This is a genomic window from Ramlibacter sp. PS4R-6, from assembly GCF_037572775.1.
Taxonomy (GTDB): domain Bacteria; phylum Pseudomonadota; class Gammaproteobacteria; order Burkholderiales; family Burkholderiaceae_C; genus Ramlibacter.
The window spans coordinates 2,449,567-2,462,258 of record NZ_JBBHKA010000001.1; the positions used below are offsets into that span (position 1 = coordinate 2,449,567).

Consider the following 12,692-nt stretch of genomic DNA (forward strand, 5'->3'; position numbering starts at 1 on the left):
GTCAAACGCAGCGGGCGCCATCCACCTCGATGCATACCCCGGAGATGAAGGCGGCTTCGTCGCTGGCCAGGTACAGGGCGGCGTTGGCCACGTCGAGCGCCGTGGAAAACCGCCCCAGGGGAATGGTCGCGAGGAATTTCGCACGCCGCGCCTCGTCCACCGGGCCGCCCGCGAACTCGGCGGACAGGCCCGTGTCCGGGTTGAACACGGGATTGATGCAGTTCACGCGGATGTTGTCGGGGCCGAATTCGGCGGCCAGCGACTTGCTGGTGGTGATCACGGCGCCCTTGGAACCGTTGTACCAGGCCAGCCCCGGCCGCGGGCGGATGCCGGCGGTGGAGGCGATGTTGATGAACGAGCCGCCCTTGTTGGCGCGGAACGCGGGCACGGCGTGGATGGTGGAGAGGTAGATGCTCTTCATGTTGATCGCGTAGACGCGGTCGAACTCCTCTTCGCTCACCTCCAGCGCGGGCCGGTTGCGGTGCGTCCAGCCGGCGTTGTTCACCATCACGTCCAATTTGCCGTGGCGTTTGACGGCGGTGTCCACCAAAGCTTTCATGTCGGCCGATTTCGTGACGTCGGCGGCGAAGAACGAGGCCTTGCCGCCCGCCGACTGGATCTGGGCGGCCACCTTCTCGCCGGCCTCGCGGTTGATGTCGTTGACGATCACCTGCGCGCCTTCTGCCGCGAGGCGCTTCGCGATGCCTTCGCCGATGCCGCCGCCCGAGCCGGTGACGATGATGGACTTTCCCTGGACGCGCATGGACGGCTCCTACGAACGTGGACAACCGATTGTTGCTGATCCGGCGGATGCGGGTTTCGCCGGGGTGGCGTGGCCCGGCCGGGGCGCACAATGGTCGCACGGTAGAGGCAGGAGTCGCACGTGCCCGGATCCATGCGCCGCTTTCTCGCGCTCGCCACCTTCGCGGTGGCCATGGCCGCGCACGCCGCCGATTCCCCATCGCGCTACCTCGCCCCCGGATTCGAAGCCCGCCCCGCCGGTTCGCGGCTGGTCGTCCTGCCGCTCGACATGGAACTGTTCTCCATCAGCGCCGGCGGCATCGAGGAGCCGCGCGCCGACTGGACCGAAGCGGCGCAGCGCAACCTGCGCGAGGCGCTGGCCAAGCGCGGCGCGCGCCTGGGCCCGGACGTGCGTGTGCTGTCGGACGCCGAGATGGACGAGTTCGGCGAGTTCCTGGCGCTCGAACGCGCCGTGGGCGCCGCGATCTTCATCCACCACGCGCGCCCGAACCTGGCGCTGCCGACCAAGGAGGGCCGGCTCCAGTGGACGCTGGGAGAGGCCGTCAAGCCGCTGAAGGCGAAGACGGGCGCCGACTACGCCCTCTTCGCCTGGATCCGCGACAGCTACGCCAGCCCGGAGCGCAAGGCGGCGATCCTGGCGATGGCTTTCCTCGGCGCCGTGACCTTCGGCGGCGAGCAGCTCGGCTATGCATCGCTCGTCGACCTGTCGACCGGACGGGTGGTGTGGTTCAACGAGCTCTACCGCCTGATGGGCGATTTGCGCGAAGTCCCCGGCGCGGAGGAAACGCTGGAGACCTTGCTCAAGGGCTTTCCGGAGGCGAAGTGATGCGGCGGCGCGCCTTCCTGCGAAGCACCTGCCGCCACTGCGTCGGCCTTGCCTTGCTCGGCTCTGCGTCCGCCGCTGCGGCGCAGGACGCCGCCGCCTTCAAGATGCCTTCGCGCTTCTCGCGGCCCGCCGCCGATACCGACGAGGGCGGCCTGTGGAGCCTGATGGACCGCGAGGAGACGCGCCTGAAGCGCAGCCCGCTCGCGATCCGGGACGAGGCGCTCACGAAATACCTCACCGACGTCACCTGCAAGCTCGCGCAAGGCCATTGCCCCGACGTGCGCGCCTACGCGATGCGCACGCCGTACTTCAACGCCAGCATGGCGCCCAACGGGATGATGCAGGTGTGGAGCGGCCTGCTGCTGCGCGTGGAGAACGAGGCGCAGCTCGCGGCCATCCTCGGCCACGAGCTGGGCCACTACCTCGAGCGCCACGCCGTGCAGCAGTTGCGCGACGCGAAGGACAAGGCCGTGCTCGCGCAACTGGTGGGCCTGGTGGGCGGTGTCGCGGGCGCGTTGGGCCGCGTCGGCATCCTCGCGAGCATGTTCGCCTTCTCGCGCGAGCATGAGGCGCGCGCCGACCGTGCGGGCATGCGCATGTTGCTGGAAGCAGGCTACGACGGTCGCGAGGCCGCGAAGGTGTGGGAGAACCTGCTGGGCGAGCTGAAGATCACCGGCGGCGCCGACGTGGGCGAGCGCAGCGCGCTCTTCGCCACGCACCCGCCTGCCGGCAACCGCCGCGACGACCTGCGGCGCCTCGCGGGCGACGGCGGCGGCTTCACGGGGCGCGACGAACTGCGGCGCGTCGTCGCGCCGCTGCGCTTCGGTTGGGTGCAGGACGAGATCCAGCGCGGGCAGTACGAGGAGAGCCTGGTGCTGTTCGAGCGCCTGCTTGCATCGGACGCGAACGACGCGCAGGTGCGCTACGCGCGCGGCGAAGTGCTGCGGCTGCGCGCCGAGGGCGACGACCTGAAGCTGGCGATCGGCGAGCTGGCGCGCGCGACGCAACATGCGGACGTCCCCGTGCCCGCGTGGTCGTCTCTCGGGCTCGCGCAGCGGCAGGCGGGCGACGCGGCCGCTGCGGCGCAGGCGTTCGAGCGCTACCTGGCCCTCGCGCCCGGCGCTTCCGATGCGGGCATGGTCAAGGCCTATCTCTCGGAGCTGAAGCCGTGATGCGCGTCTTCCTTGCCCTGCTGGTTGCGTGCCTCCTTGCCGCTTGCACGACGATCTCGCGAGTCGAAGGCGAACAGGTCGTCGGCGGCAAGCTGGCGGTGCAGGTGCCCGCCGCGTGGAACAAGGTGACTGAACCGTGGGAGCGCGAGCCCTACGACGTCTGGACGCAGGAGGGCCTGCCGCTGGACCACCTGCGGCTGTGGGGCGGCGTCGCGTCTGGCAAGACGCTGGTGGCCAAGCGCAGCATGCCGTGGTTCCGCTCGCCCGGCGAGAAGGACCCGCGCTACCCGACCTTCACCGCGGGCCTGCCGGCGGACCGGCTCGTTGCGGTGTTCCAGTCGCTGTACGCGAACGAAGGCGCGGTGACGGTCACGCGCGTCGAGCCCACGGTGTTCGCCGGCGCGAAGGGCGTGCGTTTCGAGTTCACGCTGGCGCGCCGTGCCGACGACCTCGTCCTGAAGGGCACCGGCTGGGCCGCGGAGCAGGGCGGCGAGCTCTACGCGGCGACCTTCGTCGCGCCGCGCCTGGGCTTCTACGATGCGCTGCTGCCGATGGCCGAGGCGGTCGTGAAGACCGCGCGCATCCGCGGCTCCTAGCCGTGCTTGATCGCCACCGTCTTGAGGGTGGTGAAGCCGTACAGCGCCTCGAAGCCTTTCTCGCGGCCGTAGCCCGAGGACTTCACGCCGCCGAAGGGCAGCTCGACGCCGCCGCCGGCGCCGTAGTTGTTGATGAACACCTGGCCGCTCCTGATGCGCTTGGCGATGCGCAGCTGGCGTGAACCGTCGCGCGTCCAGATGCCGGCCACCAGCCCGAACTTCGTCGCGTTGGCGAGGTTCACCGCTTCGTCCTCGTCCTTGAAGCTCATGGCGGAGAGGACGGGGCCGAACACTTCCTCCTGCGCGAGGCGGTGCGTGACGGGCACGTCGCGCAGCAGCGTGGGCGCCTGGTAGTAGCCGCCTTCGGGCGCTTCGTCGACGATCTGGCCCTGCGCCACCATCGGGATCTCGGCGTGCTGCGCATCGGACAGGAAGTCCCACACGCGCTGCTGCTGCGTCTGGCGGATCAGCGGGCCGACGTCGAGGTCCATGGCCGCGGGGCCGACTCGCAGGTTCTCGAACGCCGTCGCCAGCTTGTCGAGCAGGGGCTCGTAGATCGACTTTTGGATCAGCACGCGCGAGCCGGCCGAGCAGGTCTGGCCGGCGTTCTGCACGATGGCGTTGATGATGACCGGCAGCGCCTCGTCCAGGTTCGCGTCCTCGAAGATGACCTGCGGGCTCTTGCCGCCCAGTTCCAGAGTCACGGGGCAATGCCTTTCAGCCGCGACCTGCTGGATGAGCGTGCCCACGCGCGGGCTGCCGGTGAAGCTGATGTGGTCCACGCCCTCGTGGCGCGCGAGCGCGTCGCCGACTTCGTGGCCGAAGCCCGTGACGATGTTGATCGCGCCGGCGGGGAAGCCCGCTTCGGCCGCGAGCTGCGCCACGCGGATCAGCGACATGCACGCGTCTTCCGACGGCTTGACCACGCACACGTTGCCCGCCGCGAGCGCGCCGCCGACGCTGCGCCCGAAGATCTGCATCGGGTAGTTCCACGGGATGACGTGGCCCGTGACGCCGTGCGGCTCGCGCCACGTGAGCACGGTGTAGCCGTCGAGGTAGGGCAGGGTCTGGCCGTGCAGCTTGTCGCAGGCCCCGGCGTAGAACTCGAAGTAGCGCACCAGCGCGAGGGCGTCGGCCCGCGCCTGCTTGGTGGGCTTGCCGCAATCGCGCTGCTCGATGTCGGCGAGCTCCTGCGAATGCTCGGCGATCTTCTGCGACAGGCGCATCAGCAGGCGGCCGCGCTCGGCGGCGCTCAACTTGCTCCACACCGTCTCGTAGCAGGTGCGCGCGGCACGCACGGCCACGTCGATGTCCTCGGGCGAACCGCGCTGGATCTCGTCGTAGGCTTGGCCGTCCGACGGGTCGATGACGGGGATCGTGCGCCCGCTCGTGGACGCCTGCGTCTGGTTGGCGATGAAGTGGAATTGCATGGCGCTCATTTTGCGCCATGCAGGTGAAGGCTGTTTACGCGCCGACGGGCACGAAGACGGCGCTGTGTTCCTTCAGCCAGCGCTCGGAGGCGGTGCTGTCCTGCTGGCTCGGATGGAAGTCCGGGCGGAAGTACTCGCGCCAGGCCTTGTAGTTCTGGCGCACGATGCCGCGCTTGCCGAACAGGTAGGAAAAGGCGGAGGTCCACGTGCCCCATTTCCACAGCGTGCCGTCGCGGCGCAGGTTGGCGATGGTCTGGCGCAGCGTGTCGCCCAGGAAGATCCAGGTCACGCGCTTCATCCACTGCACGCGCCACTCGTGGTTGCCGCCCAGCGCCACGTACACGTCGAAGGCGATGCTCTTGTGCTCCGACTCCTCGGCGCTGTGCCACAGCCACAGGGTCTTCAGGCGCTCGTCCTGGTCGCCGAACAGGTCGGCGTTGTGCAGCATCCAGTCCGCCATGAGTGCGGTGAAGTGCTCGTTGGCGGCGGTGATCGCGACCGCATGGCGCACGTCGACGGTCTCCAGCGGCTTGAGGCGCTCCTGCGCGCGGGGCGCCCATTCGTTGACCAGCCCCAGCTTTTCGAGGTGCGCGTTGTACAAAGAGTGGAGGCGGCGGTGCGTGGCCTCCTGCCCGATGAAGCCCTGCACGTCCTTCTGGAACAGCGCCTGCTTCTCGGGCGGCAGCTCCTTGAATCCGTTGCGAACGGCGTCGATGAAGAACTGCTCCCCGACGGGAAAACTCATCGAAAGGGCGTTGAAGAGGGCCGTACGGAAGGCGTCGCCCGCGCACCAGTGGCGCGCGATGGGCTGTTCCATGTCGACGAGGAGGCGGCGGACGACGAGATCGGTCATGGGCGCGGATGGTACTGACTAGTACCAAGCCTTGTCAAGTGACAATCGGCCATGGCCGAGATGCCCGTCGCCAACCGAGAACACCGCACCCGCGTGCTGGAAGGCATGGCCCATGCCGTTTCGCGCAAGGGCTATGCCGACACGACCATCGCCGACATCGTGGGCGAGGCCAGTGTGTCCCGGCGTACGTTCTACGAGCACTTCGACTCCAAGGCCGAGTGCCTGATCGCGCTGTACGAAGCGGCGAGCCACAACTCGCTGAAGGTGCTGCGCGATGCGATCGACCCGGCGCACGGCTGGCAGACGCAGGTGGACAGCGCCTTGCGCGCGTACCTGGGCTGCATGGCGTCCAACCCCGTGCTCGTGCGCACCTTGTTCATCGAGATCCTGCACCTGGGCGCCGAGGGCCTCGCGTCGCGGCGGCGCGTGAACCAGGAGCTGGCCGATTTCATCGTGAAGACCGTCGGCTCCAAGGCCATCACGCCCAAGATGGCGATGGCCATCGTCGGCGGCATCAACGAGCTGGTGCTGGAGTACATCGAGCAGGACAAGGTCGACAGGCTCGGGGAACTGGTCGAACCTTCGAGCCGCCTGGTCCACGCCGTCACGGGTCAATGAACAAAGGGCCCGAAGGCCCTTTGTTCACTTGGAGGCTGCGGCTGCAGGCGCGGTCACCGCCGGCGGGCTTGCCGTGGTGTGCGTATCCGCCTTCGCATCGCCGCTGTGGAACTTCACCACCAGCGGCACGATCAGCAGCGCCACGATGTTGATGATCTTGATCAGCGGGTTGACGGCCGGGCCGGCGGTGTCCTTGTAGGGGTCGCCCACGGTGTCACCCGTGACCGCGGCCTTGTGGGCTTCGCTGCCCTTGCCGCCGTGGTTGCCGTCCTCGATGTACTTCTTGGCGTTGTCCCACGCGCCGCCGCCCGTGCACATCGAGATGGCGACGAACAGGCCCGTGACGATCGTGCCCATGAGCAGGCCGCCCAGCGCCTTGGGGCCGAGAACCAGGCCGACGATGATCGGCACGACCACCGGCAGCAGCGACGGGATCATCATTTCCTTGATGGCCGCCTTGGTCAGCATGTCCACCGCCACGCCGTACTCGGGCTTCGCGGTGCCTTCCATGATGCCCTTGATCTCGCGGAACTGGCGGCGCACTTCCACCACCACGGAGCCGGCGGCGCGGCCCACGGCCTCCATCGCCATCGCGCCGAAGAGGTAGGGGATCAGCCCGCCGATGAACAGGCCCACGATGACCATCGGGTCCGACAGGTCGAAGGTGATCGCGCGGCCGAAGCTTTCCAGCTTGTGCGTGTAGTCGGCGAAGAGCACCAGCGCGGCCAGGCCGGCGGAGCCGATCGCGTAGCCCTTGGTCACGGCCTTCGTCGTGTTGCCCACCGCATCGAGCGGGTCGGTGATGTCGCGAACGGACGCGGGCAGGTCGGACATCTCGGCGATGCCGCCGGCGTTGTCGGTGATCGGGCCGTAGGCGTCGAGCGCCACGACGATGCCGGCCATGCTCAGCATCGAGGTCGCGGCGATGGCGATGCCGTACAGGCCCGCCAGCTGGTAGGCGACGATGATCGCCAGGCACACGAACAGCACGGGCCACGCGGTGGAGCGCATCGACACGCCGAGGCCGGCGATGATGTTGGTGCCGTGGCCGGTGGTCGAGGCTTGCGCGATGTGGCGCACCGGCGAGTACTGCGTGCCGGTGTAGAACTCGGTGATCCACACCAGCGCGCCGGTCAGGATCAGGCCCACCGCGCAAGCGCCGAACAGGCGCACCTGCGAGCCCGTCGAGGTGATGGCGTTGTCCGGGATCAGCCAGGTGGTGACGAAGTAGAAGGCGATCAGCGACAGCACGCCGGCGATGGCCAGGCCCTTGTAGAGCGCGGGCATCACGTTCTTCATGCCGGGCGAGGCCTTCACGAAGAAGCAGCCGATCACCGAAGCGACGATGGAGACGCCGCCGAGCGCCAGCGGGTACAGCACCGCGTTGGTGGCGGCGTTGCCCACCAGCAGCGCGCCCAGCACCATGGTGGCGATCAGCGTGACGGCGTAGGTTTCGAACAGGTCGGCGGCCATGCCGGCGCAGTCGCCGACGTTGTCACCGACGTTGTCGGCGATCACGGCCGGGTTGCGGGGGTCGTCTTCCGGGATGCCGGCTTCGACCTTGCCCACGAGGTCGGCGCCGACGTCGGCACCCTTGGTGAAGATGCCGCCACCGAGACGCGCGAAGATCGAGATGAGCGACGCGCCGAAGGCCAGGCCGATCAGCGGGTTGAGCAGCTGCGCGAGGTTCGCGTCGGGCTTGAGGTTGCCGTTGCCGGCGAGGAACCAGTAGAAGCCCGTGACGCCCAGCAGGCCCAGGCCCACCACCAGCATGCCGGTGATGGCGCCGCCGCGGAACGCGACGTCCAGCGCCGGGCCGATGCCGTGCGTGGCGGCCTGCGCGGTGCGCACGTTGGCGCGCACCGAGACGTTCATGCCGATGAAGCCGCACGCGCCGGAGAGCACGGCGCCGATGATGAAGCCCACGGCGGTGGTGCCGTCGAGGAAGATGCCGATCAGGATCGCGAGCACGACGCCGACGATGCCGATGGTCTTGTACTGGCGGGCGAGGTAGGCGGACGCGCCGGCCTGGATGGCCGCGGCGATCTCCTGCATGCGGGGATTGCCCGCGTCGCGTGAAAGGATCCAGCTGCGGGCCCAGACGCCGTATGCCACGGCGACGAGGCCGCAAACGAGCGCGAGAATCAGCGCCGAGTTGCCTGTCATCTTGGTTTCTCCTGTCGATGTGTACGTTGCGAAGAGGTGCCACGCTAGCGGCACCACCGCTGCGTTGCTTCCTCTTGGCTCCCCGACGGGACCAGATTGGCCAACGCGCGGACTATACAGGCGAAAAGATGACGGTTTCGCGGGCTGTCGGGCTGGTGAAAGGTGGTGAAACTAAAATCAGGGTTAATCCTAGGTTCAACGACTCATACAACAACCATGTCCCTCGACCAAGTCACTCCCGGCAAGCACGTCCCCGACTCGTTCAACGTGATCATCGAGATCCCGATGAACGCCGACCCCGTGAAGTACGAGGTCGACAAGGAGACCGGCGCGATCTTCGTGGACCGCTTCATGTCCACGTCGATGCACTACCCGACCAACTACGGCTACGTGCCCAAGACGATCAGCGGCGACGGCGACCCGGTCGACGTGCTCGTGATCACGCCCGTGCCCCTCATCCCCGGCGTGGTGGTGACGTGCCGCCCGATCGGCATCCTGAAGATGCAGGACGAAGCGGGCGACGACGGCAAGGTGCTCGCCGTGCCCACGGACAAGATCCTCTCGATCTACACGCACTGGCAAAAGCCGGAGGACATGAACCCCCTGCGCCTGAAGACCATCGCGCACTTCTTCGAGCACTACAAGGACCTCGAGCCCGGCAAGTGGGTCAAGGTGCTGGGCTGGGAAGGCCCGGAAGCGGCGAAGAAGGAAGTGCTGGACGGGATCGCCAACTACAAGAAGGCGAACGGCTAGGCGGCGCGTAAGGAAGGCAGCTTCTGCCGGGCCTTCCAATACCCGGCCCACGGGTCTTTCTTCACGGAGTCGAGGCGCTGCGGGGCGGTGGTGATGTCCCACTGGGCGCCGCTCCCGACGGTGGCCAGTTCCTCCCATGCGATCGGCATGGACACACCCATGCCGGGACGCGCCCGCGCTGAATAGGCTTCGGCCGTCGATTGCACCCACCCGTTGCGCAGGTAGTCGATGAAGATCTTTCCGACGCGGTTGCGAGGGCCCAGCACGGCTACGAATCGCCCGGGAATAGTGCGCGCCATGTGCTGGACAACGCGTTCGGAGAAATCGCGTACGGTTTCGTAGTCCTTGTCGGGCTTGAGCGGCACGAAGAGGTGCAGCCCCTTGCCGCCCGTCGTCTTCAGCCAGCTTTCGAGCCCCAGCTCGTGGAGCAGGGCGCGCAGCAGCAGCGCGCCTTCGCGCATCGCCTCCCAAGTCAGCCCTTCGCCGGGATCCAGGTCGAACACGATGCGGTCCGGCTTCCCGATCGCGCGATCGGTCGAATTCCACGTGTGGATCTCCACCATACCGACCTGCGCGGCGGCCACGAGGTCCTCGGGCGTGTCGAAGGCGATCGCCGGATCGTGGCCCGGCCACAGCTTCGGGTCGGTGCCCTTGAGGTTGCGGTACGACGGGTGCTGGAGGAACTTCATCGGCTGGTGGATGCCTTGTGTGGCCTGCCGGATGTACGCAGGGCGTCCCTGCAGGTGCGGCATGGCCCACGGCGCCGCGAGCGCGTAGTAGCGCACCAGGTCGAGCTTTGTGAATCCCGTAGCGGGGTCGATGACGCGCGTGGCGTGGGTGACGGTCAGCCGTGACCCGTCAGGCATGGGCCGCTTCGGCTTCCTCGCTCTCGTAGTAGCGCTCGACCTCGCGCTTCAGGAAGCGATCGACGGACTCCGCGCGCCTGAGCTTCGCGTACTCCTCGGGCGGCACGCGCAGGTAGTTGAACACCTTGCCGCCCACGAATTCGACCTGCAGCAGCCAGTTGTCCTCGTCGTAGCCGATGCTGTGCACGGCTTCGGACTGCACGGCTTGCCTTCGGAGGGTGTTGGGGTACTGCATGCGGCCATTGGAAGACGCACGAGGGCCCCGCGCTGTCGGCGCGCGCCGCATCGGCATGTCGCTGCCGCGTGACTCAGCGGCGTTGCGGGTCGGGGAACAGCAGCGACTTGAAGCCGAAGATGCCCGCGCGGTCGAAGGGCCGCCAGCGGCCTTCCTGCTGGGCCAGCCGGTCGGCCACCGCCCACCAGGCGCTGGGGTTCACGCCCATGCCGATGTGGCTGGCCACGACCTCGATGTTCTCGCACTCGGTATGGCCGGACGCGGGGTCCTGCACGCTGCCGCGCCAGGCCACGATGCCGTCGCTGCGCGAGTAGATGCTGGTCGTGGGCACGGGCGGCGCCTCATGCAGCTCGTAGCTGGCGTGCTCCTGCTCGATGCTGCGGCCGCTGGTCAGCTCGTACACGCGCCAGGCATTGGTCGATTTCGGCGGGCCGGCGAAAGGCGTGCCCAGCGTGATCACGCAGCGCACCTTGTCCGGCATCTGCTTGGCGAGCTCGCGCGCGTAGACGCCGCCCAGGCTCCAGCCGATGAGGCTGACCTTGCGGCGCGAACGTTCGAAGGCCTCGACCAGGTTCCGCCGCGCCGCCTCGAGCACGCCGGCGCGCGGGCCGAAGTTGAAGCCCTGCGACCAGCCTTCGGTGGCATAGCCCAGCGACGCGAGATAGCCGCGCAGCGGCAGCGTGGTGGGATCGCTCGCGGCGAGGCCGGGGAAGACGAGGACCGAGTGCCCGTCGCCGCGCGGCGCCTTCTGCAGCGCGGGCCACGCGGGCAGGACGGCGCCGAACTCGAACGGGGCACGGAATTCCAGGGCGAGCAGCGCGAGGCTGGGCGCGCGCAGGTCGGCGTTGTGGGTGGGTGTTGCCATTCTTGCGTTGTTCTAGGCGGCGGCCTTGCGGGCCGCGGGGGACTTCTTGCGCGCGACGGCCTTGCGCGGCGCGCGCTTGGGTGCAGGGGGCGCGGCCTGCGGGGCCGGCGCGAAGATCTTCCGGGCCTGCTCGAATGCTTCGCCGAGCGCTTGCGCCAGTTCGTTCACGTGCGGCGCGGCCTTGGGACAGGCGATGATGCCGAAGTCGACATGGCCCGCGTATGTCTGCACGGTGATGTTCAGTGCCATGCCGTGCAGGATGATCGACAGCGGGTGGAAGGTAAGCATGCGCGCGCCGGCCAGGTACAGCGGCACCTGCGGCCCGGGCACGTTGCTGATCGCGAGGTTGGCCAGCGCCGGCAGCTTCTCGGCGATGCCGCTGCGGCCGTAGGTGCGCAGCAGCGCATTGCCGGCGCCGCCCACGAGCCATGGCGACATCAGCGACGGGTAGTCGGTGGGCAGCACCGACTTCAGGTTCGCCAGCGCCGCCTTCACCTTGGCGGTGGACTCCATGATCGCCGTCATGCGCTTGAGCGGGTCGGCGTGCTGCGTACCCAGCTCCACCAGCGAGATCGACGCCTGGTTGTTCAGCTCCTTGTTGCTCTCTTCGCGCAGGCTCACCGGCATGGCGGCGACCAGCGGCTTCTTCGGGATGCTGTCGTGCTTGCCGAGGTAGTCGCGCAAGGCCGTGGCGCACAGCCACAGGACGACGTCGTTGAACGATCCGCCGACGGCCTTGGACATCGCGCGGCATTCGGCGAAAGGCACCGTGGCGGTCGCGAACGCGCGGTCCTTCGTGATGCCCGCGTTGAAGATGGTGCGCGGCGCCAGGCCCACCGGCGACTTGACGTTGGTCACGGCCGACTTCGCCTGCCCCGCCACCGCGCCGGAGACCGAAGTAACGGCGGCCGGCAGCGAACGCGCGATCTTCGCGTACTGGGCGAGCGAATTGGAGAACACCGCGCCGATCATCTGCCCGACCTTGAGGTCGCCGGCGGTGCGGCGCTTGCGCGACGGGTCGGCGGGCTCGACCTCGCGCGGCTGCGCCGACAGGTCGAGGATGGCGTTGGCCAGCACCGTGCCGCCCTTGCCGTCCAGCGCGGCGTGGTGGATCTTCGAGTAGAAGCCCACCAGCTTGCCCTCGGTCTTCATGCCGGCGGGCGCCGTGATGTTCTCGAAGACGTGGAACTCCCAGAGCGGATGCTCGCGGTCCACCAGCTTCGAATGCAACTTGGCCGCGGCGGCCTCGACCTGCCTGACCGTCAGCGCCTTGCCCGCGACCTTGCGGATGTGGAAGTCGAGGTCGACCGTGTCGGCTTCCACCCACACCGGGTGGCCCAGGTCGAACGGCATGAAGGCCAGGCGGCGCGAGAAGATGGGCGCCAGGTGCATGCGGCGGGCGATGTGCTCCTGCACCGCGCGGTGGAAGCTGCCCTTGAAGCCGGCGGGCAGCTCGTACAGGTGCAGCGAGCCGACGTGCATCGGCGTCTCGGGCGTTTCCAGGTAGAGGAAGGTCGCGTCCAGCCCGCTGAGTGTCTTCATGGCGCTTC

13 protein-coding genes are annotated in these 12,692 nt (G+C 68.4%); 5 read left to right on the forward strand and 8 right to left on the reverse strand.

Going from position 1 to position 12,692, the window contains the following annotated elements; genetic code table 11:
- Position 1: 1 nt before the first annotated feature.
- Positions 2–763, reverse strand: a complete 762-nt coding sequence (locus WG903_RS12150) for an SDR family oxidoreductase (protein WP_340075646.1) — start codon at positions 761–763, stop codon at positions 2–4.
- 120 nt (positions 764–883) lie between these two features.
- Between WG903_RS12150 and WG903_RS12155 the strand changes: the two genes are divergently transcribed.
- From WG903_RS12155 to WG903_RS12165, 3 genes are read left to right on the forward strand one after another with little or no spacing between them, the layout of a single operon-like run.
- Positions 884–1,588, forward strand: coding sequence for a hypothetical protein (locus WG903_RS12155; RefSeq protein WP_340075648.1), 705 nt, complete (start codon positions 884–886; stop codon positions 1,586–1,588).
- Complete coding sequence (locus WG903_RS12160) at positions 1,588–2,760, forward strand: M48 family metallopeptidase (RefSeq protein WP_340075650.1); 1,173 nt, start codon at positions 1,588–1,590, stop codon at positions 2,758–2,760. Before WG903_RS12155 ends, WG903_RS12160 begins: the two co-directional genes overlap by 1 nt.
- Complete coding sequence (locus WG903_RS12165; RefSeq protein ID WP_340075652.1) at positions 2,760–3,356, forward strand: hypothetical protein; 597 nt, start codon at positions 2,760–2,762, stop codon at positions 3,354–3,356. The genes WG903_RS12160 and WG903_RS12165 overlap by 1 nt, the downstream gene beginning before the upstream one ends.
- Here WG903_RS12165 and WG903_RS12170 read toward each other — a convergent pair.
- Positions 3,353–4,786 (reverse strand): aldehyde dehydrogenase family protein, encoded by a 1,434-nt coding sequence (locus tag WG903_RS12170; protein ID WP_340075654.1) that lies wholly within the window; start codon positions 4,784–4,786, stop codon positions 3,353–3,355. The genes WG903_RS12165 and WG903_RS12170 overlap by 4 nt on opposite strands.
- Positions 4,787–4,820: 34 nt before the next feature.
- Positions 4,821–5,639, reverse strand: a complete 819-nt coding sequence (locus WG903_RS12175; protein WP_340075656.1) for a metal-dependent hydrolase — start codon at positions 5,637–5,639, stop codon at positions 4,821–4,823.
- Positions 5,640–5,690: 51 nt separating this feature from the next.
- Here WG903_RS12175 and WG903_RS12180 point away from each other — a divergent pair, with 51 nt between their 5' ends.
- Entirely contained in the window at positions 5,691–6,257 is a 567-nt protein-coding gene (locus tag WG903_RS12180; RefSeq protein ID WP_340075658.1) for a TetR/AcrR family transcriptional regulator, read from the forward strand.
- Between the two features lie 24 nt (positions 6,258–6,281).
- On the opposite strand, the gene WG903_RS12185 is transcribed toward WG903_RS12180, so the two are convergent.
- The gene (locus WG903_RS12185) at positions 6,282–8,423 is read right to left on the reverse strand and encodes a sodium-translocating pyrophosphatase (protein ID WP_340075660.1); all 2,142 of its coding nucleotides are present in this window, start codon (positions 8,421–8,423) and stop codon (positions 6,282–6,284) included.
- A gap of 216 nt (positions 8,424–8,639) precedes the next feature.
- Here WG903_RS12185 and ppa point away from each other — a divergent pair, with 216 nt between their 5' ends.
- On the forward strand, positions 8,640–9,176 hold the full coding sequence (gene ppa / locus WG903_RS12190; protein ID WP_340075662.1) for an inorganic diphosphatase: 537 nt from the start codon (positions 8,640–8,642) through the stop codon (positions 9,174–9,176).
- Here the strand turns inward: ppa and ligD are convergent.
- From ligD to WG903_RS12210, 4 genes are all read right to left on the reverse strand, one after another.
- Positions 9,173–10,042, reverse strand: a complete 870-nt coding sequence (gene ligD / locus WG903_RS12195; RefSeq protein ID WP_340075664.1) for a non-homologous end-joining DNA ligase — start codon at positions 10,040–10,042, stop codon at positions 9,173–9,175. The genes ppa and ligD overlap by 4 nt on opposite strands.
- Positions 10,035–10,277, reverse strand: a complete 243-nt coding sequence (locus WG903_RS12200; protein ID WP_340075666.1) for a KTSC domain-containing protein — start codon at positions 10,275–10,277, stop codon at positions 10,035–10,037. The genes ligD and WG903_RS12200 overlap by 8 nt, the downstream gene beginning before the upstream one ends.
- Positions 10,278–10,350: 73 nt before the next feature.
- Positions 10,351–11,142: a PGAP1-like alpha/beta domain-containing protein gene (locus tag WG903_RS12205; protein WP_340075668.1), complete on the reverse strand. Its 792-nt coding sequence runs from the start codon at positions 11,140–11,142 to the stop codon at positions 10,351–10,353.
- A gap of 12 nt (positions 11,143–11,154) precedes the next feature.
- Complete coding sequence (locus tag WG903_RS12210) at positions 11,155–12,684, reverse strand: wax ester/triacylglycerol synthase family O-acyltransferase (protein ID WP_340075670.1); 1,530 nt, start codon at positions 12,682–12,684, stop codon at positions 11,155–11,157.
- Between the last annotated feature and the right edge of the window lie 8 nt (positions 12,685–12,692).

Excerpts from the sequence above, each read along its gene's own strand:
- WG903_RS12150 (WP_340075646.1), bottom strand. The coding sequence starts at position 763 with ATGCGCGTCCAGGGAAAGTCCATCATCGTCACCGGCTCGGGCGGCGGC.
- WG903_RS12160 (WP_340075650.1), top strand. The coding sequence starts at position 1,588 with ATGCGGCGGCGCGCCTTCCTGCGAAGCACCTGCCGCCACTGCGTCGGC.
- WG903_RS12165 (WP_340075652.1), top strand. The coding sequence starts at position 2,760 with ATGCGCGTCTTCCTTGCCCTGCTGGTTGCGTGCCTCCTTGCCGCTTGC.
- WG903_RS12170 (WP_340075654.1), bottom strand. The coding sequence starts at position 4,786 with ATGCAATTCCACTTCATCGCCAACCAGACGCAGGCGTCCACGAGCGGG.
- WG903_RS12175 (WP_340075656.1), bottom strand. The coding sequence starts at position 5,639 with ATGACCGATCTCGTCGTCCGCCGCCTCCTCGTCGACATGGAACAGCCC.
- WG903_RS12180 (WP_340075658.1), top strand. The coding sequence starts at position 5,691 with ATGGCCGAGATGCCCGTCGCCAACCGAGAACACCGCACCCGCGTGCTG.
- WG903_RS12185 (WP_340075660.1), bottom strand. The coding sequence starts at position 8,423 with ATGACAGGCAACTCGGCGCTGATTCTCGCGCTCGTTTGCGGCCTCGTC.
- ppa (WP_340075662.1), top strand. The coding sequence starts at position 8,640 with ATGTCCCTCGACCAAGTCACTCCCGGCAAGCACGTCCCCGACTCGTTC.
- ligD (WP_340075664.1), bottom strand. The coding sequence starts at position 10,042 with ATGCCTGACGGGTCACGGCTGACCGTCACCCACGCCACGCGCGTCATC.
- WG903_RS12200 (WP_340075666.1), bottom strand. The coding sequence starts at position 10,277 with ATGCAGTACCCCAACACCCTCCGAAGGCAAGCCGTGCAGTCCGAAGCC.
- WG903_RS12205 (WP_340075668.1), bottom strand. The coding sequence starts at position 11,142 with ATGGCAACACCCACCCACAACGCCGACCTGCGCGCGCCCAGCCTCGCG.
- WG903_RS12210 (WP_340075670.1), bottom strand. The coding sequence starts at position 12,684 with ATGAAGACACTCAGCGGGCTGGACGCGACCTTCCTCTACCTGGAAACG.